Source organism: Streptomyces sp. NPDC015125, assembly GCF_043080045.1.
Lineage (GTDB): Bacteria > Actinomycetota > Actinomycetes > Streptomycetales > Streptomycetaceae > Streptomyces.
In genome coordinates this window covers 779,054-804,147 of record NZ_JBIBVF010000001.1, presented here as the reverse complement: position 1 = coordinate 804,147, position 25,094 = coordinate 779,054, and the positions used below count along the sequence as shown (strand labels likewise).

Below are 25,094 nucleotides of genomic sequence, written 5' to 3'. Positions count from 1 at the left end.
CTCCATCGCGCAGTGGATACGGACGGCACAGTATTGGACCAGTCGATTCAATACCTGCTAGCGTCACGGTCATGGCGCGACCCAGAAAGTTCGACGAGGGGCGGGCGCTGGATGCCGCGATGGAGGCGTTCTGGGCCTCCGGTTATGAAGCGACCTCCACCCAGGACCTGTGTGACGCCACGGGCCTGGGGCGCAGCAGCATCTACAACACCTTCAAGAGCAAGCACGATCTCTTCGAGCGGGCACTGGCCCGCTATATGGACTACAAGAACAACGAGTTGTTCGTGCTGCTGGAGGGCGACCTGCCCGCGCTGCAGAAGGTCCGCGCACTGCTGCGGCGGGTGCTCGACGAGGAGTTCGCCGAGGGCGCGGACGGCCGCGGCTGTCTGGTCGTCAATACCTGCATCGAGGTGTCGGCCCACGACCCGTCGGTCGCCACTTCGCTGGAGCGGGACTACGGCCTGCGGCTGGAAGCCCTCCGTGCCGTGATCGAGTCCGGTCAGCGCGACGGCGATATCGCGGCCGGCAGGGACGCCCGCACCCTCGCCCATCTCGTGATCGCCGCGATCGGGGGGCTGCGCGTCTCGGCGCGGTCCGGCGTCGACCGCACCGCCCTGGAGGGTGTCATGGAGGCGACGCTGAGCGCGTTCTGATCCGCGCGGACCTGTTCCGCACGCCCCTGTTCTGCGCGCTTTGATCCGTCCGCCCGCTCCGCCCGCTCCGCCCGCTCCGCCCGCTCCGCCCGCTCCGCCCCTCTGACGTCTCCGAAGCGCGCCTTCGGCCCGGCCGCACTGCGGGCTCATTTTGAACCGATCGTTCCAAAACCGATCCACCACACCACCGGACCTTCCTGCCCCGCGTAACGGAGCCCTCTGTCATGCCATGTGCGATCTACCTTCTCGGCCTGGGCATCTTTGCCCAGGGCACCTCCGAATTCATGCTCTCCGGACTCCTCCCCGGCCTTGCCGCCGACCTCGGCGTCTCCATCCCCGACGCCGGCCTGCTGGTTTCCGCCTTCGCCCTCGGCATGGTCCTCGGCGCACCCGTACTCGCCGTGGCCACGCTGCGGGTGCCGCGCCGCACCGCACTGGTCGCCTTCCAACTCGTCTTCGCCGCCGGGCATGTGGCCGGTGCGCTCGCACCGCAATACGGGTTGCTGTTCGCGACCCGTGTGGTGAGCGCCCTCGCCTACGCCGGTTTCTGGGCGGTGGCCGCGGCGACGGCGGTGAGCCTGGTCCCGCCGGGCGCCAAGGGGAAGGCGCTGTCCGTGGTCACCATGGGGCTCACCCTCGCCACCGTCGTGGGCGTGCCGGCCGGTACGGTCCTCAGCCAGCACGCGGGCTGGCGCGCGGCGTTCTGGGGCGTGGCCGGTCTCACCGTGCTCAGCGCGCTCTCGCTGCGGGCCGCGCTGCCCGCGGGTCACGGCACCGGCGGCGAACCCCTGTCCGTACGGCGTGAGATGAGGGGCCTGGTCCGGCCGGCACTGTGGGTCTCCTACCTCGTCACCGCACTGACCTTCGGCGCGGCGATCGTCACCTTCAGCTACCTCGCCCCGCTGCTGACGGAGGTGAGCGGGCTGCCCGCGCAGTGGGTGCCCGCGGTCCTCGCCCTGTACGGGGTCGGCGGGCTCGCCGGGCTGTCGCTCGGGGGACGGACCGCCGACGCGCGGCCGCTGCGGACGCTGGTCATAGGCGTCGGAGCGCTCACCGTGGTCTCCGCGGCGCTCGCCCTCACGGCGGGGAGCCTCGGCACGGCCATCGCCCTGGTCTTCGTCCTCGGATTCACCGCATTCGTCGTCAACCCGGTCGTGCAGTCACGGGTGTTCCGCCTCGCTCCCGATGCGCCGACGATGGCAGGCGCTCTGAACACCTCCGCGTTCAACGTCGGGATCACGCTCACCCCGATGCTGGGCGGGCTCACCATCGACGCGGGCCTCGGCTTCACCTCGGTGGCGTGGGTCGGTGCCGGCACCGGTGTGGTGGCCTTCGCCGCCACGGCGTGGGCCGCCGTACTGCAGCGGCGGACGGAGCGGGTCGGCGCGCCCGCCGTCGACCGCCCGGTGTACGCGGCCGGGTAGCCCGGCACCCCGGTAGCGGGCGCCCGGGCACGGCCGGACGCCGGACCGATACCTCAGCGGACGGGCTCGGCACCCGGCCGGAGGTCGAGCCGGAGGCCGGGGCGCAGGCCCCAGCGGGTCATCGCGCCGGCCTCCGCCTCCAGGACGTGCCGGGCGCGGAGGCGGGGGAGTCCCAGCCGGCCCGGCCGCATGGTGCGTACGGCCAGCACGGTGAAATCCCCGCTCAGATAGGCGACATCGATCGCAAACCGCATCCGGAAGGTGTGCACACTGCTCGCCGGGGTCAGCAGCAGCGCCCCCTCGATGCCGTCGCGGCCCAGCAGCCCGCGGGTGCGGGCACGCCAGGACGCCGCGATCTCCACCGGAATGCCGTGCTCCGTGCCGTGCAGGACCCCCGGGCCGTTCTCCCAACGCGCCATGCACAGCGTTCTACCCGCTTCCGCGTCCCGCATCCGCCCCCTGACGCGGAGCCGGACACCCCCTAAGGTCGGCACGTGCCAGTGATGCTGATGGTTCTCGCCGCCGTCTACGGGGCCGTGGCCGGGCTGCTCCTGCCACGGCCCGCCCACCGGATGGCCGTTGAGCCCGAGGAGGAGTGGCGCGCGGTCTGCCCCCGCGGGCATGCGATCACAGGGGTGGCGCGGGGCTGGCTGGGGCGGGGGCACTGCCCGGACTGCGGGGCGTACGGGCCGGGGGTGCTGCCGATGGCGGCGGCCACCGCACTGGCCTGTGCGGCACTGGCGGCGGCCGCCGGGCCGCGGCCGGAACTCGTCGCCTGGCTGGCGATGACGCCGGTCGCGGTGCTGCTGGCGGCCGTCGACTGGCGGGTGCGGCGCCTCCCGGACGCCTTGACGCTGCCGCTCGCCGTGATGGCGGCGGTGCTGCTGGGGCTGGGCGGCTGGTTCACGGGGGAGGCCGGGGCGTGGCGGCGGGCGCTGCTGGGTGGACTCGTCCTGGGGGCGTGCTACCTCCTGCTCTATGTCGTCAACCCGCAGGGCATCGGGCTGGGCGACGTCAAGCTGGCGGTCGGGCTGGGGATCGCCCTCGGGTGGTACGGCTGGCGCACCCTGCTCTTCGGCGGGGCGGCCGGCGTGCTGCTCGGTGCGCTCTACGGCGCGGGGCTGCTGATCGTCCGGCGCGGTGCACGGGGAGCGGCCATGCCCCTCGGGCCCTTCATGATCCTCGGGGCGTTCGGCGTGCTGCTCCTGGGTGCCGCCGCGGCGGCCGCCTGACCGCACGCCCACACGGCCCGCACCCCGCACCCCACATCCCCGCACCGGACGGATCCCGTCCGCGGGTCTGCTCCCTCCCTCTGCCCGGCCTCCCCGGAGACCGAGCCACGCCGCCGCGCGCGCCGGTGCACGAAGCATCCCTCCCGCGGGGTTATGGTGGAAACCCCCCCTCGGGCCGGTCCGTATCCCCCCCACGGACCGGCCCGCTTTTTGTTCCGTGCACCGGCCGCCCCCTACGCGGGCGTCACAGTCGCCGTGGACACCGCAGGGCACACCCCCGGGCCACCGGCACCCCGCGAGGCATGCGGCCCGCGACCGCCGGGCAGGCGCTGCGGCCGGGCGGGCGATATGTCCGGACCGGCGTCACCGCCGGGCAAGCGTCACCGCCGGGCAAGCGTCACCGCCGGGCAAGCGCCACCGCCGGACCGGCGCTACCGCCGTGCCCAGATGTTCACGCCGTCCGTCGTCTTCGCGAACTCGTCGATCCGGGCCAGCTCGGCGTCCGTGATCGCGGGAGCGTCGAGGGCGGCGATATTGGCCTCCAACTGGGCGACGCTGCTGGCGCCGATCAGGGCGGAGGTCATCCGCTCGTCGCGGAGCACCCAGCACAGGGCGAGCTGGGCCAGCGACTGGCCGCGGCGGGCGGCGATGTCGTTGAGGCCGCGGAGGCGGCGGACGACCTCGTCGGACAGCAGGCCCGGGTCCAGGGACTTGCCCTGGGAGGCCCGTGAGCCCTCGGGGATCCCGTGCAGGTACTTGTCCGTGAGCATCCCCTGTGCCAGTGGCGCGAAAGAGATGCAGCCCATGCCCTCCCCTTCGAGGGTGTCCAGCAGCAGATCGTCCTCGGTCCAGCGGTTGATCATCGAGTACGAGGGCTGGTGGATCAGCGCGCGGACGCCCATTTCGCGCAGGATTCCGGCCGCTTCACGGGTCTGCTCGGCGTTGTAGGAGGAAACCCCGACATACAGGGCCTTGCCCTGCTGGACGGCGGACGCCAGCGCGCCCATCGTCTCCTCCAGCGGGGTGTCCGGATCGAAGCGGTGCGAGTAGAAGATATCGACGTAATCGACACCCATCCGCTTCAGTGAGGCATCCAACGACGAGAGGAGATATTTCCGCGAACCCCATTCACCGTAGGGGCCGGGGTGCATCAGATATCCGGCCTTCGTCGAGAGAACCATCTCGTCGCGGTAGCCACGGAAGTCCTGCGCGAAGATTTTTCCGAAGTTCAGCTCGGCGGACCCGGGTGGCGGACCGTAGTTGTTGGCCAGATCGAAGTGGGTCACGCCCAGATCGAAGGCGCGGCGGAGGATGGCGCGCTGGGAGCTCAGGGTGCGGTCATCCCCGAAGTTGTGCCAGAGTCCAAGGGAGATTGCGGGGAGTTTGAGTCCGCTGCGACCCGTTCGCCGGTACTTCATCGAGTCGTAGCGGGAATCCGCTGCGCGGTAGTCGGTGCCAGTCATGCTCATCTCCCTATCACGTACTTGTGACCTACCTGATTGGGCTGTCGACGCAGCCGAGAAGTAAAGTTGCCCACTTGAGGCGACGGGGCGACCGCCATTGGCACGGAGGGGCTGGACCACACATGCTGCGATCTTCCGGGGTGCGCATCCCTTATCCGCCTGCACTGCGCAATCTGGTCTACCGGCTGTACGCGCGCAGGGTGGAGGGTCGCCTGGATCACACCCAGGTGCCCAAGCACATCGGCGTCATCCTGGACGGCAACCGGCGCTGGGCGCGGGCCGACGGGCGGACGACCGAGCAGGGTCACCAGGCCGGCGCGGCCAAGATCAGCGAGCTGCTCGGCTGGTGCGAGGAGACCGATGTCGAGGTGGTCACGCTCTGGCTGCTGTCGACGGACAACCTCGACCGGCCCGAGGAGGAGCTCAAGCCGCTGCTGGGCATCATCGAGAACACCGTCCGAGATCTGGCTTCCGACGGCCGCTGGCGGGTGCACCACGTCGGCAACCGCGATCTGCTGCCGACCGCCACGCAGCAGGTGCTCAAGGAGTCCGAGCAGGCCACCCGCGACAACACCGGCGTGCTGGTGAACGTCGCGATCGGCTACGGTGGCCGGCAGGAGATCGCCGATGCGGTGCGCTCGCTGCTGCTGAGCCACGCCGAGCGCGGCACCTCCTTCGAGGAGCTGGCGGAGATCGTCGACATCGACCTGATCTCCGAGCACCTCTACACCCGCGGCCAGCCCGATCCGGATCTGGTGATCCGTACGAGCGGTGAGCAGCGGCTGTCGGGCTTCATGCTGTGGCAGAGCGCCCATTCGGAGTACTACTTCTGCGAAGTTTTCTGGCCGGCGTTCCGGAAGGTCGACTTCCTGCGCGCGCTGCGCGACTACGCCGCCCGGCACCGGCGCTACGGCTTCTAGGCGCTCCGCCGCACTCCGCCAGGCGGGTTACTCACGCCCCGTAAGTCTGATTCACCCCTGAAGTCCCCGATGTCCCTTCCGTTGCGGGGCGTCACCAGGCCCCGTCGGCTCCATGTGCCGCTGACGGGGCCTCTTCTGACACACCTTCCCCTCGGGTACCACCTTGGCGACGCCACGGCTCGCCGAGCAGGCGTTACCCAAGGTTCACCGACCGTGCGTCATATGCCGTGGCATGGCTACGCAGGTTCGAGGGAATATCCCTTCCAGGTCGGCGTCCGGAACAAGCCATCGGGCGCCGCATCTCAGCGGACGGCATGGGGTCGTCCGCCCGGGAGGCCCTTTGCACATCACGGAGGTCCGTGCGTACCGCACGGTCGACGCGGAGGGCCGGTGCTCGGCCCGCGCATTGTGGTCCGAGCCCGGTCCGGTCACCAGATGGCCGGGGGTCCCGGAGACGCTGCCCAGCGACAGCTGGACAAGCGGCGCCCCCGGGAGAACACCGCCCCGCGACGCCGTCGCACCCCAACCTCATTCGAGGGGGTTCCTCCACCCGTGGTGAACATCAAGCAGCGCCGTGAGCACGACCGGCGCACTTATGTACTCGACACCAGTGTGCTGCTGGCGGATCCAGGCGCCATGGCCCGCTTCGACGAGCACGAGGTCGTGCTGCCGGTCGTGGTGGTCACGGAACTGGAGGCCAAAAGGCACCACCCCGAGCTCGGCTACTTCGCCCGGCAGGCATTGCGCCTGCTGGACGAGTACCGGGTGCAGTTCGGGCGGCTGGACTCGCCCATCCCCATCGGGGATCTCGGCGGGTCACTCCGGGTCGAGCTGAACCACTCCGATCCCGGAATCCTGCCCGCGGGCTTCCGGCTCGGCGACAACGACTCGCGGATCCTCGCGGTGGCGCGCAATCTGCAGGCCGAGGGGTACGACGTCACGGTCGTCTCCAAGGACCTGCCGCTGCGTATCAAGGCGTCCTCGGTCGGGCTGCTGGCCGAGGAGTACCGCGCCGAGCTGGCGATCACCGATTCCGGCTGGACGGGGATGGCCGAGCTGACCGTCTCCGCCGAGCAGATCGACGATCTCTTCGCCGCCGAGACCGCTCAGGTACCGGAGGTCTCCGAACTTCCGGTGCATACCGGACTTGTGCTGCAGTCCGACCGCGGCAAGGCGCTCGGCCGGGTCACCGCGGAGGGCGCGGTCCGGCTGGTGCGGGGCGACCGGGAGGCGTTCGGGATCCACGGCCGCAGCGCCGAGCAGCGGATCGCGCTGGATCTGCTGCTCGATCCGGACGTCGGCATCGTCTCGATGGGCGGCCGGGCCGGTACCGGCAAGTCGGCGCTGGCGCTGTGTGCGGGCCTGGAGGCCGTATTGGAGCGCCGGCAGCACCGCAAGGTGATGGTGTTCCGCCCGCTGTACGCCGTCGGCGGGCAGGAGCTGGGCTATCTGCCGGGCAGCGAGGCGGAGAAGATGAGCCCCTGGGCGCAGGCCGTCTTCGACACGCTGTCCGCGGTGACCAGCAAGGACGTCATCGAAGAGGTGGTGGGGCGCGGCATGTTGGAGGTGTTGCCGCTGACCCATATCCGCGGGCGCTCGCTGCATGATGCGTTCGTCATCGTGGACGAGGCCCAGTCGCTGGAGCGGAACGTCCTTTTGACGGTTCTGTCCCGTATCGGGGCCAACTCCCGGGTGGTGCTGACGCATGACGTCGCGCAGCGCGACAACCTCCGGGTCGGGCGGTACGACGGCGTGGTCGCCGTCGTCGAGAAGCTGAAGGGGCATCCGCTGTTCGCCCACGTCACGCTGAACCGCTCGGAGCGTTCGCCGATCGCGGCCCTGGTGACCGAATTGCTGGAGGACGGCAGGATCTGACCGGTTGTGAACACAGCGCCGCCCGGCAAAGCGAAGGAGCTTAGCCGGGCGGCGCAGTGCTGCGAGTGGATATCCGAAAATCGTTTGCCGTAAACGAGGTGTGAGCTTTCACACCCAGCGGGGAATTGCTTCCCGGCCTCCGGGTCGGGCAGAGTCTGGGTCCTGTCAGGCCCCGCATACGGCACCAAGCACCCCATGGGGGTGCCTCCGGTCGAACGAAGGTGAGACCGGGGGAGGCGTGTAGAACCAACGAACTTCATAGCGATGCGCCGTATGCCGCCCGAGCACCACGCGGACCCCGAGGGGGACGTACCGGGCCAGTGCCTCCCGTGACCAGCCGGACCCGCCCGCTCAACAGGGCCCGGAACAAGGGGAGGTCAGCGTCAGGGGCACGATTGCGCCCGCGAGGTCACCTATGCGGGCGATGCTGGAAGGAAATCGTGTGAGCCGGATCTCGGTCCGGGGATTCGCCGTGGCATCCGCCACCGCGGTCACCACCGTCGGCGCCGTGGTCGGCGTCGCTGCAGGCAACGAGCCCGCCTCGGTCGGCAACACCGAGGCCACCGCTGCCGATGCGACGATCGCTGACATTCCCGCGGGCGCACAGGCCCAGGTGCAGACGGCTTCCCTGACGCAGCAGGCGGACGACCAGTCCACCCAGGCGGACACGGCAGCGCTGAAGTCCGCTCAGGAGTCGGCCCGCAAGGCTGCCGCTGAGACCGCGCAGAGCAAGAAGGACGCGGCGGACGAGGCGAAGGCCAAGAAGGCGGCCGAGGCGCGTGACAAGAAGGAGCAGGCCGCGTCCCGCTCCTCCTCGCGCGGCGACCTGGGCGACCTCCTCGGCAAGGGGTCGTACTCCATCGCCGAGACGAAGTCCATCGCGCAGCAGATGATGGCCGGCGACCAGTTCCAGTGCTTCAGCAACATCGTGGACCACGAGTCCGGCTGGAACTACAAGGCCACCAACGCCGGATCGGGTGCCTACGGCCTCGTCCAGGCGCTGCCCGGCTCCAAGATGTCCTCTGCGGGTTCCGACTGGCAGACCAACCCGGCCACCCAGATCAAGTGGGGGCTGAACTACATGAACGACCGCTACGGCAGCCCCTGTGGTGCCTGGTCGTTCTGGCAGGCCAACAGCTGGTACTAGGCCCGCCGGCAGTACCACCGCACTTCCGAAACCCCCGAACGCGGCAGCGTCGGGGGTTTCGTGCGTCCGGCGCAGGTAACGTCGTGCCCGTCAGGTTGTGGCGCGTGGGAGGGGAAGAGGAAGGCACATGTCCAGATTGCCTCAGTGGGTCGGTGGCCTCGGCGCCGGTCTGACCCGGCTCTCGCAGCGGCTGGAGGATCAGCGCCGCCGTGCGGAAGCCGCGGTGGGGGTCCCCCCTGGAGGGAGCTTGCCGGACTCCCCGGTGGAGGCCGGTGACCCGGAAGAGCTGAGGCGTGCCGGTCACGCGGATGCCCCCGCGGCCGGCGGCCCGGCGGACGGCGCACCGCCGCGCGGCGGTGCGTCGGCCACGCTCACGGTTCCCCGTACCCAGCTGCCGGAAGCGACGGACGGGGTGCCGCACCCCGCGACGGAGCTCGCCGCCGTGTCCCCCGATGCCGACCCGCCGGAGAGCGTCCCCCCGCCGCCGTCCTACGCCCCGGCCGTCGCGGCCCGCCCCGATCCGGTCGACGCGGTGCCGTGGGGCGTACGGGTCGCCGCCGAGGCGAGCTGGCGGCTGCTGGTGCTGGCCGCCACGCTGTGGGTCCTCGCGCGGGTCATCACCACCATCGAGCTGGTGGTGCTCTCCTTCATCGCGGCGACGCTGATCACCGCGCTGCTGCAGCCCACCGTGGGCTGGCTGCGCCGGCGCGGGCTGCCGCGCGGGCCGGCCACCGCGCTGACCTTCATCGGCGGGTTCGTCATCATGGGCCTGGTCGGCTGGTTCGTGGTCTGGCAGGTCCAGGACAACATCGACTCGGTCTCCAGCCGCATCCAGGAGGGCATCACCGAGCTCAAGGGCTGGCTGCTGAAGAGCCCGTTCCATGTGACCGAGTCTCAGATCACCCAGATCGCCAAGAACCTGCAGGACGCGGTCGGTGCCAACACCGAGGCCATCACCTCGGCCGGTCTGGAGGGCGTCACCGTCGTCCTCGAAGTGCTCACCGGCATCCTGCTGGCGATGTTCACCACGCTCTTCCTGCTCTACGACGGTCGGCGGATCTGGAACTGGCTGCTCAGGCTGGTCCCGAGCGCGGCCCGCGAGGGTGTGGCGGGTGCCGGGCCGCGGGCCTGGCGGACGCTGACCGCCTATGTGCGCGGCACGGTGGTCGTCGCCCTGATCGATGCCATCTTCATCGGTATCGGCCTCTACTTCCTCAATGTGCCGCTGGCCGTGCCGCTCGCCGTCTTCATCTTCCTGTTCGCCTTCATTCCGCTGGTCGGCGCGGTGGTCTCGGGTGCGCTGGCGTGTGTCATCGCGCTGGTCGCCAACGGCGTGTTCACCGGGCTGATGGTGCTGGCGGTCGTGCTGGCCGTCCAGCAGATCGAGGGGCACGTCCTGCAGCCGTTCATCCTGGGCCGGGCGGTCCGGGTCCATCCGCTCGCGGTGATCCTGTCGGTCGCCGCGGGCGGGCTGATCGCGGGCATCGGCGGTGCGGTGGTCGCGGTGCCGTTGGTGGCGGTCACCAACACGGTGGTCGGCTACCTGCGTTCGTACTCCAGGGAACAGGCGGTGCGGATGGCGGTGGCCCCGCGCGGCGCCACCGCGATCTCGGTGGCGCCGACCCCGCCGCCGGTGCGCCCTACGCCCGAGGAACCCCAGGCGTAGGGCGCGTCTTCCGGATCACCCGGGCCGATCCGGAAGACACACCCCGGCCGCACCCCGGCCGCACCCCGGGCACCGGACACACAAAACCCCGCAGACGCCAGGTCTGCGGGGTTTTGTGCGGGTGTCCCGCGCGCGGCGGAGTTACTCGGCGAGCGCGGCCTCGGCGTCGAGGGTGGCGCCGACGGCCTGCAGGACGGACGCGATCTTGACGGCCTCCTGGATCGTCTCGCGGTCCACGCCGGCCTTACGGAGTACCTGCTCGTGCGAGTCCAGGCACATACCGCAGCCGTTGATGGCCGAGACGGCCAGCGACCACAGCTCGAAGTCGACCTTGTCCACGCCCGGGTTGCCGATGACGTTCATCCGCAGACCGGCGCGCAGGGTGCCGTACTCCGGGTCCGACAGCAGGTGCCGGGTCCGGTAGAAGACGTTGTTCATCGCCATGATGGCGGCGGCCGACTTCGCGGCGCTGTAGGCCTCGGCGGAGAGGTTGGCCTTCGCCTCCGGCTCCAGCTCGCGCAGCACCTTCGGCGAGCGCGAAGCGATCGCGCAGGCCAGCACGGTGCCCCACAGCTGCTGCTGCGGGAGGTCGCTGTTGCCGATGACCGAGCCGAGGTTCAGCTTGAGGTCCTTGGCGAAGTCCGGTACGGCGGACTTCAGTTCGTCGAGAGCCATGTCAGATCAGCCTCCAGTTCGCTAGCGGAGTGTCACTCGCCCGAGAGCAGCGCGACCGGGTCGAGGGTCTCGTCGCCCTGGGACCAGTTGCAGGGGCACAGCTCGTCGGTCTGCAGGGCGTCGAGGACCCGCAGAACCTCCTTGGGGTTACGGCCCACGGAGCCGGCGGTCACCATGGTGAACTGGATCTCGTTGTTCTGGTCGACGATGAAGACGGCGCGCTGCGCGAAGCCGTCCTCGCCCTCGATGCCCAGGTCGCGCATGAGCTCGTGCTTGGAGTCGGCGAGCATCGGGAAGGGCAGGTCGGTCAGGTCCGCGTGGTCCTTGCGCCAGGCGTGGTGCACGAACTCGGAGTCGCCGGAGAAGCCGAGGACCTGGGCGTCACGGTCGGCGAACTCGTCGTTCAGCTTGCCGAAGGCGGCGATCTCGGTCGGGCACACGAAGGTGAAGTCCTTGGGCCACGCAAAGACGATCTTCCACTTGCCCTCGTAGGTCTTGTGGTTGATCTGCTCGAACTCCTGGCCCTTTTCCAGCGAAACGCAGGCGGTCAGGTCGAACTCGGGGAACTTGTCACCGACAGTGAGCACGTACTCTCCTTGTTGCGCAGAAAGTCCCTTTTTGGGGACTTTCCTTGAGGCTTGGACGGGTTACACACTGCCACAGCAGGCATTGATCAGGGAAATAGCTAGACTGGTTGCTGTTGATCGGAGGTGGTTATCAGTGGCTTCACCGGCGAGTCAGGGCGGCAGACCCCGCCAGCCCAGCCTGGCCCAGCTGCGGGCGTTCGCGGCGGTGGCCGAGCATCTGCATTTCCGCGAGGCGGCGGCCGAGATCGGCATGAGCCAGCCCGCGCTGTCCGGGTCGGTCTCCGCGCTGGAGGAGACCCTCGGGGTGCAGCTGCTGGAGCGTACGACGCGCAAGGTGCTGCTGTCGCCCGCGGGGGAGCGGGTGGCCGCGCGGGCCAGGACGGTCCTGGAGGCGGTCGGCGATCTGATGGAGGAGGCGGAGGCGGCCCGCGCGCCGTTCACGGGCGTGCTGCGGCTCGGGGTCATCCCGACCGTCGCCCCGTATCTGCTGCCCGCCGTCCTGCGGCTGGTCCATGAGACCTACCCCGACCTGGACCTCCAGGTGCACGAGGAGCAGACCGCCTCCCTCCTGGACGGCCTGTCCCACGGACGCCTCGACCTGCTCCTGCTCGCCGTGCCGCTCGGCGTCCCCCAGGTCACCGAACTCCCGCTCTTCGACGAGGACTTCGTCCTGGTCGCACCCAAAGAACACTGGCTCGGCGGCCGCGGCGACATCCCGCGCCAGGCCCTCCAGGAACTGGACCTGCTGCTGCTCGACGAGGGCCACTGCCTGCGGGACCAGGCCCTGGACATCTGCCGGGAGGCCGGCCGGGACGAGAACACCCCCGTGACGACCAGCGCGGCAGGCCTGTCCACCCTGGTGCAACTGGTGGCCGGCGGGCTCGGTGTGACCCTGCTGCCCCGCACCGCGCTACGGGTCGAAACCGGCCGCAACGACCAGCTCACGACCGGCTACTTCGCCGACCCGGCGCCCTCGCGGACGATCGCCCTCGCCATGCGGACGGGCGCCGCACGCCAGGGGGAGTTCGAGGAGTTCGCGGCGGCGCTGCGGGGGGCACTGCGGGGGCTGCCGGTGCGGATGGCCGGGGGGTGAAGGTCAGGGGCGGGCGACCGAGAGGATCGCTTCGACGTCAGTGTGATCTCGGCGCCGAGGGAAGAGGGGAGCGTGACGCGTTGGCCGGGGGCGTGGACGCTGTGGTTGCGGTATTCGTTGGCGAACGGTTCCGTCAGGGTGTGGATGCGGTCCTTCTTGCGGTCGATGATGACGTAGACCGGGATCTTGGCGATCGCGTACGCGGCGACCTTCGTCTTGAGGTCGGTGGCGTAGTTCGAAGACGTCACTTCCAGCACCATCCGGAAGACGACCGGGTCGTAGCAGTTGTCCGCCACGAGGTGATCGCGGTAGTCGGCGTCGACGACGGCGAGGTCGGGGATGGCATAGTCCTCGGGGCCGTCGGGGAGCCATACGCCCATGGCCTGGGCCACTCGGGTCTCCGCTCCGTGCGCAGGCGCGAAAGCGAAGATGAGGTCGGTCAGTGAATCGGCGTGCGGGCCGTCGGCGGGCGGCGTCACGGTGAGGTCTGCCCCGATGATCTCGATGCGGTAGCCAGGGAGCTTCTCGGTGAGCTGGGCGGCCACCTCGAGCAGGCTGGGCAGCTTGCCGTCATGAGGGTGCTCGACTGCAGCGGCAGACATGTAGTGCCTCCTGATGGCCGGTATCGAGGCCATCATCGTAGGCAGGGGCACCCGCACACGTCTCGTATGACCACGTTCATCCGTTCGTAGATCGCCTCGATACGGGGCCCTCGGGCGCATCGGGCGCATCGGGCGCATCGGGCGCATCGGGGGGTTCGCGGGGGCGCTGCGGGGGCTGCCGGTGCGGATGGCCGGGGGGTGAGGGGCCGGGGGCGAGGGGCCGGGGGCGAGGGTCAGGGGCGGTGCGAGGTGCGGGGTCTGGCATCGTCCAGGGTCTGGGCCACGTCCAGGGAGACTTCGGCCCCGATCGACTCGGGAAGAGTGACCTTTTCCCCGGCTACATGGATGCGGTGTACTCCGTAGCCGTCTCTCATGGGCTCGGTGAGGACGTGGAGGCGTTCGTGCTTGCGGTCGACGATCACATACACCGGGATCCTGGCGGCGCCGTAAGCGGTGACCTTCGTGCGCAGGCCGTTGGAGTAATTCCCGGAGGTGATCTCAAGGACCAGGCGGAAGGCCGCCGGGTCGCAGCACTCGTACTCGATGACATGGTCTTCGAAGTCGGCGTCGACAACGGACAGGTCCGGAACGGCGAAATTCTCCGGACCGCCCGGTAGCCACAACCCGAGGCCTTCGAGGATTTCTGTCTCGCCGCCGTCCAAGCCCGCCGCGACGAAGGGGCGCCTGAGGCGGGCCAGCCCCTTCGCGTGGGCAGGGCCCGGGGGTGGGGTCACGGTGAGGACGCCTCCGAGGATCTCGACGGGGTGGCCAGGGAGCTGCTTCCTGAGCTGGTCGGCCTGTTCGAGGGGCGTCAGGCACATCGGACGGGCCGTGTCGGAGCGCCCTCCACCCCGTACTCCGGCACCGCTCAGACCGCGCCGCCCCGGTCGTACGTCAGGAAGGCCGCGCCGCTCTGGAGGACCGTGTGCTCGGTCAGCTCCCAGGTGCGGGGGTCGAAGGCGGTGCTGGGGGAGAAGAGCGGGATGCCGGAGCCGAGGGTGAGCGGGCTGAGCTTGACGATCAGCTGGTCGATCTCGGGGTAGAGCGCGCCGGCCAGTTCGCTGCCGCCCAGCAGCCAGATGTCCTTGCCGCGTGCGGACTTCAGCTCCCGGACCGTGGCCACCGGGTCGGTGGCCACCAGTTCCACCGCCGGGTCGGGGCTCTGCTTCATGGTCCGGGTGAAGACGAGGTGGCGCAGGTGGGGGTAGGCGTCGGTGAGACCGGCCCGGAGGCCGATCTCGTAGCTGCGCCGGCCCTCCAGGACGGTGTCGAAGCGGGTGCCCTCGTCGGTGATGCCGAGGGCCGACCGGGCCTGGACGGGGAGGATCTCGGGGAGCTCGGCGGCCAGATGCTTGAGGTAGTCGTCGGCGATCGGCCAGAAGCCGTCCGGGCCGGTGGGGTCCGCACCGTCCGGGCCGGCGAGGAAGCCGTCGAGGGTGGAGGCGATGCAATAGACGAGCCGGCGCATAAAGGGTCCCCCTGGGGCAGTTGGCGGGCGCTGCTGCGTGCGAAATGATCTCGCAGATTCATTCCGCACGCAGCCCATCCGGGCGCATCAGGCGCCACAGCAGCGGCAGGGAGAGCACGGTGACGCCGAGGACGACGGCCGCCGCGGTGCCGGTGAGGGTGAGGATGCCCCACCAGTCGGCCTGCCAGGGGCGGCCCACCATGTGGAGGAGCAGCGAGCCGAGGGTCAGTCCGCAGCCGAGTGCCAGTGCCAGGCCGAGGACAACCGGGACGGCCGTCTGCCACAGGACCGAGCGGCCCAGCACGGCGCGCGGGGTGCCGAGGGCATCCAGGGCGGACAACGCCCGTGCGCGGTCGCGGAGTTGCTCCAGGGCGGTGATCAGCAGACCGCAGCCGATCAGCAGCAGCACGGCGGCGGCGCAGGCGGTCAGGCCGTGACGGGTGGCGTTGAGGGTGTCGGTGTCGGTGGCGCTGCCGTCGCCGTAGGCGAGGAAGCCGATCTGCGGGGAGATCGCGGCGGCCCTGTTGCGGACGTATTCGATCGCGTCCGGGGTGTGCGGGTCGAGCCGCAGCAGGACGGTGATGTGGGGATGGCGCAGCAGCGTGGGTGGCAGGGCCTCCGGGGTGGTGAGCAGGCCGGGGCTGATGACACCGGGCGGGAAGCTGCGGGTCTTGGCGGTGACGGGGCGGGCGCTGCGCGGGACGGACCAGAGGGCGGGCGCCCGGTGGTCGCTGCGGCTGCCGACCGGGTCGAGGGCCAGCCGCTCGCCCGGGTGCGGGTGGGGAGGGAGGCCCTCGGGGTGCTTGACGAGAAAGACACTGCCCTTGGAACAGGCGCCGATATCGGCGAGTTGGCGCAGGGTGGCGCAGTCGGCGACGACCACCGGATACGGCTCGGGGTCGTCGCCTTCGCGGGGCGCGGTATCCGCCGGGGCCTGGTGGTGACGGGAGGAGTCCGCGTAGCCGGAGACCATGCCGTGTGCCGCACGGACGCCCGCGGCCGCGCGCAGCCCGGCGTACAGCTGCGGGGCACGGGCGGCGGGCACCGTGTCGCCGCGCGCGTCGACGACGGTCCATGCGGGGCCGCGGCGCTGCTCGTCGAGGCTCTGGGAGCCGGTCAACAGCAGCTGTACGGCGAGGGCACCGGCCACCGCAACGGTGATCCCGCTGACCGAACGGCTCGCCGTGGTACTGCTCAACTGCAGTCGCCGCACCGCAAGTTGCCAGGACTGGCCGCCGGGGCCCGCGCCGTCCAGGCGGGACACCGCGAGGTCCACCAGCCACGGCAGCAGCGCCGCCACGCCCAGCAGAAGCAGCGCGACACCGAGGACCACCTGAGCGTCGGCGATGTCGCCGTGGCCCGGCCCGCCGATCGCCTGCGGCAGCAGCAGTGCCACCCCGGCGGTTGGCAGCAGCAGCCGCCACCACAGCCGGCGGCGCCGCGGCGGTGCCGTGCGGGTGACGCCCAGCGGCTCGACGGTGACCCGCCGCATGGTGACCAGCGTGACGCCGACCGAACAGAGCGGGACGGCCAGCGCGACAAAACCGGCGAGGACGGCATCCGGCGCCACGTCGGAAGGGAACACGCCGATGCCGAAAAGGGAGATGCCGGTGAGCGGGATCCGGCCGGCCAGGAAGATCGCGGCGCCGGTGAGCAGCCCGAACAGCGCACCGGCCAGCGCCTCGCCGGCGGCGATCCGCCGGGTGGCGGCCCGGTCCGCGCCCACCAGCCGGAGCGCGGCGAGCCGCCGGTCACGGCGCTCCCCGCCGAACCGCACCGCGGTCGCGATGAAGACGGCGACGGGAGCCAGCAGCGCGACACAGCTCACGATGATGATCAGCACCACCAGGGGACTTGCCCGGAACGGGTCCCCGCGGTCACCGAACGCGGTGATCCGCTCGACGCCGTCGCCGGGCCGCCGCAGATCGTCGCTGCCTTGGTAGAAGAGGAGTTCACCGGGGTACATGAGCCCCGCGTCACGGATCGTGGCGGTGATCCGCAGATGGGGGAAGCGCTCCTTGAGCAGTGCGCCCTCGGGGGCGGACAGCAGGTCGGACAGGGCGGGGGAGACGGCCGTTTCCCCGGGCCCCGGCAGCCGGGACAGGCCCGGTGGTACGGGGGCGCGGGGCCCCTCGGCCGTCAGGAGCCGGCCGTGCACCGGCCGATCGCGGTAGGCACTGCCCGACGAGGCGGTCAGCAGTGTCCGGTCCGAGGGCCCGGTCCCTTCCACGGCGGGCACGACGGTGCGGGCCCGCTGCCGGTCCATGGCGGCGTTCCACACGTTCGGGACGGCGGTCGCCAGCAGCAGGACGGCGACGCCCAGGCCGACGCCGAGCGCGGTCAGCGCCGTACGGATCCAGCCCTCGCGGCCGCCGGTGACGGCGAACCGGGCGCCCATGGCGAGGTCGGCACACCAGCGCCGGAGGGGCACGCCCCGGCCCGGACGGGAAGCACCGGGCATGGCCGCGCTCACTCCGTCCGCAGCCCGGCGGGCCGCATCATCCGCCACAGCGGCGGAAGGCTCAGCAGCGTCACAAAGAAGATCATGCCGCCGCCGGCCCCGGTGATTCCCGCCACCACCGGCCAGTCGACCGTCACCGTGCTGTCGATCGTGGTCAGCAGCAGCGTCCCCAGCGCCAGCCCGCAGCCCAGCGCCAGGCCCAGCCCGAGCGTCACGGGCAGGGCGGTCTGCCACAGCACCGACCAGCCCAGGGTGGCGCGGCGGGTCCCGTACGCATCGAGGGTGGACAGCAGTCGGCGGCGCTCGTAGAGCTGCTCGACGGTGGAGATGATCAGGCCCGAGCCGATCAGCAGGAGGGTGAGGACGGCGCCGGCGAACAGGCCCTTGCGGACGCTGGTGTACTGCGCGACATGCGGATTGTCGACGGCGGAGGACTCGTTCATCGCCGGGTTGATACGGGCCACGGTGTTGCGGATGTACTCCACGGCGTCCGGGGTGCCGCGATCGAAGTCGACCTTGAACTCCGTGGTGGGGTGGTTGAGTCGGCCGGTGTCGAGCGCGGCCGGTGTGGCCAGCAGGTCGTACGAGACGTGGTCGGGGGCGCGTTCGCGGTCGAAGAGCCGGACCCCGCGGGCCGCCGCGGGGATCGTCCAGGGGTGCGGGGGCTGCGGATCGTCGTTCGTGTACGGGGGGTTGAGGCTGATCGTCGCCCCGGGCGTGAGGGCGGCGTCCCGGCCCGTGGCATCGGTGAGGAACACCTCGCCGTCCCGGCAGGAGCCCAGGCGGGCGAGTTTGCGCAGCTCGGCGCAGCTGCCGATGGCGAGCGTCGAGGGCAGTGCAGCGGACGTGGGACGCCCGGCGGCCGGCAGCCGGCCGATGTTCGCGTCGATCGTGCCGCGGACCGCCGTCACCCCGGGAGTGGCGCGTAGCGCGCCGAGCGCCCGCTGCGTCTGCGGCCAGCCGCCGGCGTCGCCCCACAGGCCGATCCGCGGGAGCTTGCCGGACTCCGCGTACGCCTGGGCGTAGCCGGCCTGCATACCGGTCATGAGCATATGGAGCGCGATGGCGCCGGTCACCGCGACGGTGATGCCGCTGACCGCGCGGGTGGCCGAGCCGCTGCTCAACTGCAGGCGGCGGACCGCGAGTTGCCAGGCGACCGGGCCGCCGTGCAGCCGGCCGACCACCGCGTCCACCAGCCAGGGCAGCAGGACGGTGACGCCGAGCAGCAGCAGCATCGAGCCGGTCGCGAGCCGGAAGGTGTCGAGCTGGGTGTCGCGCCACGGCTGCTCCCGGGCCAGCGGCACCAGCAGCACGATGCCCACGACAGGCACCGCCACCCGCCACCACAGCCGGCGGCGCAGCGCGGGGCGGTTGCGGACGATGCCCAGCGGCTCGACGGTGATGCCGCGCTGGGCGAACAGCGTCACCACGACCGCCGCCGTCGGTACGAGTACGGCGATCAGTGCGGCGGCGAGCGGGGCGGGCGCCACGTCCGAGGGGAAGACATTGACGTCCCACAGCGTGACCACCGAAGCGCACTGCCGGCCGGCCAGGAACAGCGCGCCGCCCCCCGCCAGCCCCAGCAGCGAACCGAACAGCGCCTCACCGGAGGCGATCCGGCGGGTGGTACGGACATCGGCGCCGACCAGCCGGAGCGCGGCCAGCCGGCGCTCCCGCCGCTCGTTGCCGAACCGGATGGACGTGCCGAGGAAGACCAGCACCGGCATCATCAGCGTCACACACGTCATGACCACGAGGACCACGACGGGCGCCCGCATCGGTGGCGGGTCCCAGTTCTTGCCGAAGCGGTCGATGCGGTAGCCGTCGGGCGCGGTGAGCGTGGCGCTCTGCGCGACGTAGGTGAGCTCCTGCGGGCCGAGCAGACCCTCGTCGCCGATCACACCGGCCACGTCGTAGGGCAGCCGGTCGCGCAGCAGCGCGCCGTCGGGGGAGTCCAGCAGCTCCTTGAGTGCCGGGGAGAGCAGCATCCGTCCGGGGCCGGGGAGATGGCCGATGCCGGGCGGCACGGGCGGATGCGCGCCGTCCGGGCGTACCAGGCGCCCGCGGATCGGCGCACCGCGGAAAGTGGTGTCGGCCGAGGCGTAGAGCAGGGTGCGGTCGGAGCGCGGGGGCTCGTGCATCTGGCCCAGGTTCTCGCGGGCCTTCTCCCGGCCGTGCCAGGCATCCAGCAGGGGTGGCACGGACGAGCACAGCAGCAGGACGGCCACGCCCAGGCCGACGCCGAGCGCGGTCAGCGCCGTACGGACCCAGCCCTCGCGGCCGCCGCCGGCCGCGAACCGCATCCCCATCACGAGGTCACGGGCCCAGGTCGCCGGACCGGTGCGGGTGGCGGCTGACGGGTTCCGGGGCGCGGGCGGGCCGGGCGTGCGGTCGTCCCCTTGGCCGCTGCCGCTGCCGCTGCCGCTGCCGCTGCCGCTGCCGCTGCCGCTGCCGCTGCCGCCGGCGTTGCCGGTGGACGAGCGCAGCAGGCTCATATCAAGCCCGCCAGCATGTCCTTCACTTTGCCGTCCCGGACCACGATCTCCCGGTCGGAGTAGGCGGCGACCCGGGCCTCGTGGGTGACCAGGACGACCGCGGCGTGGGTCTCCCGGGCGGCATCGGTCAGCAGGGTCAGTACGCGTTCGCCGTTGAGCGAGTCCAGGGCGCCGGTGGGCTCGTCCGCGAAGATGACCCGTGGGCGGGTGGCGAGGGCGCGGGCGACCGCGATCCGCTGGCCCTGGCCGCCGGATATCTCGCCGGGCCGTTGGCCGTGCACCTTCTCGACCTCCAGCCGCTCCAGCCACTCGTGGGCCTGCCGTTCGGCCTCCTTGCGCTTGGTGCCGTTCAGCCGCAGGGGCAGCGCGACATTCTCCAGAGCGGTCAACTCCGGTACCAGTTGGCCGAATTGGAAGACGAAACCGAAGTCGGTACGGCGCAGGGCACTGCGCCGGGCGTCGCTCAGCGCGTTCAGGGTGTGCGGGCCGTAGCGGACGGTGCCGGAGTCCGGGCTGATGATCCCGGCGAGGCAGTGCAGCAGGGTCGATTTGCCGGAGCCCGACGGGCCCATGACGGCGACGACCTCACCCGGGTGGATGGAGAACTCCGCGCCGTCCAGCGCCGGTGTCGCCCCGTAGGTCTTGTACAGCCCCTCCGCTGCGAGCAGGGATCCCTCCGGCGTCATGCACGGACCGCTTCCGCGAGCTTGTCGAGCCGGGCGGCGGTCAGCTCCAGCCAGCGCAGATCGGCTTCGAGATGGAACAGCGCGTGGTCGCAGATCAGCTGGTCGGCGAGGTCGCCGGTGCGCTTGCGCTCGGTCAGTCCGCGCATCAGCCGCAGATGCTCGGTGCGCTGGGAGTCCAGCAGCTCGGCGGCGTTGCGGCCGGTCATCAGGGCCAGGACGACCTTGGTGTAGAGCGTCGACTGGAGGTACGGCTCGGGCTTCTCCGGGCGGGCCAGCCACTGGGCGACATCGGTGATCCCGGCGTCCGTGATCGCATACCGCTTGCGCTCCGGGCCCGCGCCGGCCTCCACGGCGTCCACCTCGACCAGGCCGTTCTTCAGCAGCCGGGACATCGTGGAGTAGACCTGCCCGTAGTGCAGCGGGCGGTCCTGGCCGAAGCGTTCGTCGAAGGCCCGCTTGAGGTCGTAGCCATGGCGGGGGCCGGACTCCAGGAGACCCAGCAGCGTATGACCGATTGACATGCGGAGCACTTTACTCGTGGGTGTATCGCTGGTGTATACGCGTGCTGTACAGCGGGATGCGCGGCTGACCCCAGGTCCGTCCTCCGGCGGGTGCACCCGGGAACTCCCGGGCGCGGGCCCGGTCCGCCGGGGCCGTGGAGCGAGTGCCCACGGGAGGGACCTGGCCGACCTCTCAGTCGTCCTTGCGGTCCTTCGGCGGCCGTCCGCGCCGGGGAATCGCCCCCGTCCCGCGGGGCAGCCGCCCCGCCTCCGACAGCGCCTTGCGGAGCAGGAACTCGATCTGGGCATTGGCGCTGCGCAGTTCGTCGCCGGCCCATCGCGCCAGCGCGTCATGGACCGCAGGGTCCAGCCGGAGCAGTACCTGCTTGCGCTGCTGCGGCGGCCGCGCGGGGGCCCGCCCGCTCTCGGCGCCGGGCCCCTCGGGGGTGTCGGTGCTCATGCCGAAGCCTCGCTTCGTTCGGCCTCGCCTTCGCTCGGCGTGCACCTCTCCATGGTTCGCCCGCTCACTGGTAGAGGGAACCCGTGTTCAGGACCGGCTGGGCGGCCCGGTCGCCGCACAGCACCACCATCAGATTGCTGACCATGGCCGCCTTCCGCTCCTCGTCCAGCTCGACGATGCCCTGCCGGCCGATCCGGTCCAGCGCCTGCTCGACCATGCCGACCGCGCCCTCGACGATCTGCTGGCGGGCCGCGACCACCGCGCCGGCCTGCTGCCGCTGGAGCATCGCGGAGGCGATCTCGGGGGCGTAGGCGAGGTGACTGAAGCGGGACTCGATGATCCGTACGCCGGCGGCCTGGACCCGTGCGGTCAGCTCCAGGGCGAGCTTCTCGGTGATCTCCTCGGCGTTGCCGCGCAGTGACAGGGCGTCCTCGTCGTGTGCGTCATAGGGGTACTCGATGGCGATGTGCCGGACGGCCGCCTCGGTCTGGGTGGCGACGAACTCCAGGAAGTCGTCGACCTCGAAGAGTGCCTGGGCGGTGTCCTCGACCTGCCAGACCACGATCGAGGCCAGCTCGATCGGGTTGCCGTAGGCGTCGTTGACCTTGAGGACCGCGGTCTCGTGGTTGCGCACCCGGGTGGAGATCTTCTGGGCCGTGGTGAGCGGGTTGACCCAGCGCAGCCCGTCCGTGCGGATGGTGCCGACGTACCGTCCGAAGAGCTGGATCACCCGGGCCTCGCCGGGCGCGACCATCTTCACTCCGGTCATGCAGAAGAACGAGCCGAGCAGCAGCAGGACGCCGGCGATGATCACCGGCACTCCGGCCGTCTTGCTGCCGCCCTCGCCGAGTACCCCGCCGACGATGATCATGGCGATGCCCAGCGCCACGCCGAGCACGGTCAGCAGCAGGGCGAGACCGCCCGGAATGCTGTGCGCCGGGACCTCGCGGACCTGCGGGCGGGGCATCGGGGGAGCGTCGACGGCGAGGTCGGCGCCGGGCCCGGTGGTGTGGTCGGCGGGTGTCTGATCGGACATGGAATCCCCGTTTCTCCCCATTGCGGTACGTGATTCCGGCCGCAATGGGTGATGTCACTGACCTAGCAAAGTGATATCACTTTAAACCCGGGGTTGGTGGGGTGTCCAGGGGTCGTGCGAGGGTTCTTCGGCGGCAACTTCCCAGGTGGGGCCTGGGCGACGCACAAAACCCACCCCTTGGTTCCGTCGTGCCGGGTGCTGTTTGTCACGTCGGGAAAAGCCTTGATCGATGAGTATTTGTTGACAGATGCGGTGTTAGCTTCAACAGCTGAGTTAGCTGGGGGCGGAACGACTGGAGTTGCTGAAGCGATGGGCCGAGCGGACGCGAGACGGGCGCAACAGGCAAGCGCCCGCCGGGCCAAACCGAAGGACAAGAAGTCCGGCATACGCCGCTTCTTCACCTGGAAGAAGCTCCTCGGAGCCTTCCTCGGGGTGTGCCTGCTGGGCATCCTCGGCTTCATCGGCCTGTATCTGTACGTGGACATACCCAAGGGCAACAACGAAGCCAAGCTGCAGAGCAACGTCTACAAGTACGCCAATGGCAAGGTCATGGCGCGTACCGGTCTGCGCAACCGGGAGAACGTCCCGCTCAGCCGGATACCCAAGGACGTGCAGCGCACCTTCGTCGCCGCGGAGAACAAGAACTTCTTCCACGACTCCGGTGTCGACCTGATGGGCACCATGCGTGGCATCTTCAACACGGTGCTGGGCCACGGCAAGCAGGGTGGTTCGACGATCACCCAGCAGTACGTCAAGAACTACTACCTGAGCCAGGAGCAGACGGTTTCCCGCAAGCTCTCGGAGATCGTCATCTCGCTCAAGGTGGACAACAAGTTCAGCAAGGACGACATCCTCGCCGGCTACATCAACACCAGCTACTACGGCCGCGGCGCCTACGGCATCCAGGCCGCCGCCCAGGCCTACTACGGCGTGGACGTCGACAAGCTCACCGTCTCGCAGGGCGCCTACCTGGCCTCGCTGCTCCAGGCACCGAACCAGTACGACTGGACCCTGGCGACCGACGCCGGCAAGAAGCGGGTCCAGGAGCGCTGGGCCTACACCCTCGACAACATGGTCGAGATGAAGTGGCTCTCCGCGGACGACCGCCGCAAGCAGAGGTTCCAGGTGCCGAAGGAGCCCAAGCCGCTGAGCGGGGTGAGCGGCCAGACCAACTACCTCGTCGAGCAGGCCAAGCAGGAGCTCTTCGCCCAGGGCGTCGACGAGAAGCAGTTCGCGGCCGGCGGCTGGACGGTCACCCTCGGGATCGACAAGAACAAGCAGAAGGCGCTGGAGACATCCGTCAAGCGCAAGCTGCTCGCCGACCTCGACCCCAAGAAGCGCAAGGTCGACGGGGACGCCCAGCTCGGTGCCACCTCGGTGGATCCCAAGACGGGTCACATCGTGGCGATGTACGGCGGCGAGGGCCCGCCGAAGCACTACCGGAACAATGCCACCCGCACCGACTACCAGGCCGCCTCCACCTTCAAGCCGCTGATCCTGGCCTCCGCGATGGAGAACAACGCGGTCACCCGGGACGGCGTCCCGATCACCCCGAACACCATCTACGACGGCCGTAACCGCCGTCCGGTCGTCGGCGGCAACATCGCCTTCGCGCCGCCCAACGAGGACGAGCGCGAGTACGGGAAGATCAGCGTCCAGACGGCGACCAACAACTCCGTCAACGCGGTCTTCGCGCAGATGGGTGCGGACGCGGGCCTGGAGAAGGTCAAGGAGACCGCGGTCAGCCTGGGCATGGACGCCAAGATGGACGTCAAGCCCGCCATGACCCTGGGCACCATGGGCGCCAGCCCGCTCCAGATGGCCGGCGCCTACGCCACCCTCGACAACCACGGCAAGAAGGTCACCCCGACGCTGGTCACCCAGGCCACGCACAGCGTCAACGGGGCCGAGACGAAGGTCCCGCTGAAGGACCCGATCGGCGACCAGGTGCTCAGCCCCAAGACCGCCGACACCGTCACCTCCGTGCTGACCGGTGTGGTCAACGACGGCACCGCCTCGGAAGCCGTGAAGAACACCGCCTACAAGGCGGCCGGCAAGACCGGCACCTCCGACGACGACAAGTCGGCGTGGTTCGTGGGCTACACGCCCAAGCTGGTCACCGCGGTCGGCATGTTCGGCGAGTCGCCCAGCGGCGGCCGGCAGGTCACCCTCAAGAACGCCGGTGGCGACGGCCGGGTCAACGGCGGCGGCTACCCGGCCCGGGTGTGGGCGGACTACACCGAGGCGGCGCTGAACGGCGACACCGGCACGGACTTCGAGCTGGACACCAACATGGGTGCCGCGATCCCCCCGACCCCCACTCCGACCCCGAGCGACACCCCGTCGTCCAGCCCGAGCCCGTCCAAGACGCCGAGCGATTCGCCCTCGCCGACCCCGTCGAAGCCGAGCGGGCCTCCCTCGCCGTCCCACAGCGGCCGGCCGAGCCCGCCCGTCCCGTCCGGCTCCGGCTCGCCGAACGGCGGGGTGGACGGCGGCGGCGGCGCCGGCGGCGACGGCAATCCGACCGGTGGCACCGGGAACGAGACCGGCGGAAACAACGCCGACAGCCTGCCCGGCTTCCGCTGACGCCGACCCGCACGCACGCAGCGCGGCCCCCGCCTCACCGGCGGGGGCCGCGCTGCTGTGCCGGA

General features: G+C 70.7%; 21 protein-coding genes and 1 pseudogene. 9 read left to right on the top strand and 13 right to left on the bottom strand.

Features of this window, described 5'->3' with window-relative positions:
* Positions 1–71: 71 nt before the first annotated feature.
* The gene (locus ACF088_RS03475) at positions 72–653 is read left to right on the top strand and encodes a TetR/AcrR family transcriptional regulator (RefSeq protein WP_392373684.1); all 582 of its coding nucleotides are present in this window, start codon (positions 72–74) and stop codon (positions 651–653) included.
* Between the two features lie 224 nt (positions 654–877).
* On the top strand, positions 878–2,077 hold the full coding sequence (locus ACF088_RS03470; RefSeq protein ID WP_392373683.1) for a Cmx/CmrA family chloramphenicol efflux MFS transporter: 1,200 nt from the start codon (positions 878–880) through the stop codon (positions 2,075–2,077).
* A 53-nt stretch (positions 2,078–2,130) separates the two neighbouring features.
* On the opposite strand, the gene ACF088_RS03465 is transcribed toward ACF088_RS03470, so the two are convergent.
* On the bottom strand, positions 2,131–2,496 hold the full coding sequence (locus ACF088_RS03465; RefSeq protein WP_392373682.1) for a DUF192 domain-containing protein: 366 nt from the start codon (positions 2,494–2,496) through the stop codon (positions 2,131–2,133).
* Between the two features lie 84 nt (positions 2,497–2,580).
* Here ACF088_RS03465 and ACF088_RS03460 point away from each other — a divergent pair, with 84 nt between their 5' ends.
* Entirely contained in the window at positions 2,581–3,309 is a 729-nt protein-coding gene (locus tag ACF088_RS03460) for a prepilin peptidase (RefSeq protein WP_392373985.1), read from the top strand.
* Between the two features lie 431 nt (positions 3,310–3,740).
* On the opposite strand, the gene mgrA is transcribed toward ACF088_RS03460, so the two are convergent.
* Complete coding sequence (gene mgrA, locus ACF088_RS03455; protein ID WP_392373681.1) at positions 3,741–4,772, bottom strand: L-glyceraldehyde 3-phosphate reductase; 1,032 nt, start codon at positions 4,770–4,772, stop codon at positions 3,741–3,743.
* A 122-nt stretch (positions 4,773–4,894) separates the two neighbouring features.
* On the opposite strand from mgrA, the gene ACF088_RS03450 reads away from it, so the two are divergent.
* The 4 genes from ACF088_RS03450 (at position 4,895) to ACF088_RS03435 (ending at position 10,380) form a co-directional block, all read left to right on the top strand.
* Positions 4,895–5,692 carry an isoprenyl transferase gene (locus ACF088_RS03450; protein WP_392373680.1) on the top strand — a complete coding sequence of 266 codons (798 nt, stop codon included), beginning with the start codon at positions 4,895–4,897 and terminating at the stop codon, positions 5,690–5,692.
* Positions 5,693–6,244: 552 nt separating this feature from the next.
* Positions 6,245–7,567 carry a PhoH family protein gene (locus ACF088_RS03445; protein WP_392373679.1) on the top strand — a complete coding sequence of 441 codons (1,323 nt, stop codon included), beginning with the start codon at positions 6,245–6,247 and terminating at the stop codon, positions 7,565–7,567.
* 442 nt (positions 7,568–8,009) lie between these two features.
* Complete coding sequence (locus tag ACF088_RS03440) at positions 8,010–8,714, top strand: transglycosylase SLT domain-containing protein (protein ID WP_392373678.1); 705 nt, start codon at positions 8,010–8,012, stop codon at positions 8,712–8,714.
* 127 nt (positions 8,715–8,841) lie between these two features.
* Positions 8,842–10,380, top strand: a complete 1,539-nt coding sequence (locus tag ACF088_RS03435; RefSeq protein ID WP_392373677.1) for an AI-2E family transporter — start codon at positions 8,842–8,844, stop codon at positions 10,378–10,380.
* 141 nt (positions 10,381–10,521) lie between these two features.
* Here ACF088_RS03435 and ACF088_RS03430 read toward each other — a convergent pair whose 3' ends face one another.
* Both ACF088_RS03430 and ACF088_RS03425 read right to left on the bottom strand, forming a co-directional pair.
* The gene (locus tag ACF088_RS03430; RefSeq protein WP_392373676.1) at positions 10,522–11,055 is read right to left on the bottom strand and encodes an alkyl hydroperoxide reductase; all 534 of its coding nucleotides are present in this window, start codon (positions 11,053–11,055) and stop codon (positions 10,522–10,524) included.
* Positions 11,056–11,087: 32 nt separating this feature from the next.
* Positions 11,088–11,642, bottom strand: coding sequence for a peroxiredoxin (locus ACF088_RS03425; protein ID WP_392373675.1), 555 nt, complete (start codon positions 11,640–11,642; stop codon positions 11,088–11,090).
* A gap of 133 nt (positions 11,643–11,775) precedes the next feature.
* Here ACF088_RS03425 and ACF088_RS03420 point away from each other — a divergent pair, with 133 nt between their 5' ends.
* The gene (locus ACF088_RS03420) at positions 11,776–12,735 is read left to right on the top strand and encodes a LysR substrate-binding domain-containing protein (protein ID WP_392373674.1); all 960 of its coding nucleotides are present in this window, start codon (positions 11,776–11,778) and stop codon (positions 12,733–12,735) included.
* 98 nt (positions 12,736–12,833) lie between these two features.
* On the opposite strand, the pseudogene ACF088_RS03415 reads toward ACF088_RS03420, so the two are convergent.
* The 9 genes and pseudogenes from ACF088_RS03415 to ACF088_RS03375 all read right to left on the bottom strand — a co-directional run.
* A pseudogene (locus ACF088_RS03415) lies at positions 12,834–13,337 on the bottom strand (Uma2 family endonuclease); the annotation flags it as partial.
* Between the two features lie 233 nt (positions 13,338–13,570).
* On the bottom strand, positions 13,571–14,158 hold the full coding sequence (locus ACF088_RS03410) for a Uma2 family endonuclease (protein WP_392373673.1): 588 nt from the start codon (positions 14,156–14,158) through the stop codon (positions 13,571–13,573).
* A 47-nt stretch (positions 14,159–14,205) separates the two neighbouring features.
* On the bottom strand, positions 14,206–14,805 hold the full coding sequence (locus tag ACF088_RS03405; protein WP_392373672.1) for a dihydrofolate reductase family protein: 600 nt from the start codon (positions 14,803–14,805) through the stop codon (positions 14,206–14,208).
* 58 nt (positions 14,806–14,863) lie between these two features.
* On the bottom strand, positions 14,864–17,266 hold the full coding sequence (locus ACF088_RS03400) for an FtsX-like permease family protein (protein ID WP_392373671.1): 2,403 nt from the start codon (positions 17,264–17,266) through the stop codon (positions 14,864–14,866).
* An 8-nt stretch (positions 17,267–17,274) separates the two neighbouring features.
* Positions 17,275–19,761: an FtsX-like permease family protein gene (locus ACF088_RS03395; RefSeq protein WP_392373670.1), complete on the bottom strand. Its 2,487-nt coding sequence runs from the start codon at positions 19,759–19,761 to the stop codon at positions 17,275–17,277.
* Complete coding sequence (locus ACF088_RS03390; protein WP_392373669.1) at positions 19,758–20,447, bottom strand: ABC transporter ATP-binding protein; 690 nt, start codon at positions 20,445–20,447, stop codon at positions 19,758–19,760. Before ACF088_RS03390 ends, ACF088_RS03395 begins: the two co-directional genes overlap by 4 nt.
* Positions 20,444–20,968 (bottom strand): PadR family transcriptional regulator, encoded by a 525-nt coding sequence (locus ACF088_RS03385; protein ID WP_392373668.1) that lies wholly within the window; start codon positions 20,966–20,968, stop codon positions 20,444–20,446. Before ACF088_RS03385 ends, ACF088_RS03390 begins: the two co-directional genes overlap by 4 nt.
* Positions 20,969–21,140: 172 nt before the next feature.
* Positions 21,141–21,407, bottom strand: a complete 267-nt coding sequence (locus ACF088_RS03380; RefSeq protein WP_392373667.1) for a hypothetical protein — start codon at positions 21,405–21,407, stop codon at positions 21,141–21,143.
* Between the two features lie 64 nt (positions 21,408–21,471).
* A complete protein-coding gene (locus tag ACF088_RS03375) occupies positions 21,472–22,443 on the bottom strand; it encodes an SPFH domain-containing protein (protein ID WP_392373666.1) in 972 nt (323 codons plus the stop codon).
* 309 nt (positions 22,444–22,752) lie between these two features.
* Here ACF088_RS03375 and ACF088_RS03370 point away from each other — a divergent pair, with 309 nt between their 5' ends.
* Positions 22,753–25,029: a transglycosylase domain-containing protein gene (locus ACF088_RS03370; protein WP_392373665.1), complete on the top strand. Its 2,277-nt coding sequence runs from the start codon at positions 22,753–22,755 to the stop codon at positions 25,027–25,029.
* Positions 25,030–25,094 lie beyond the last annotated feature (65 nt).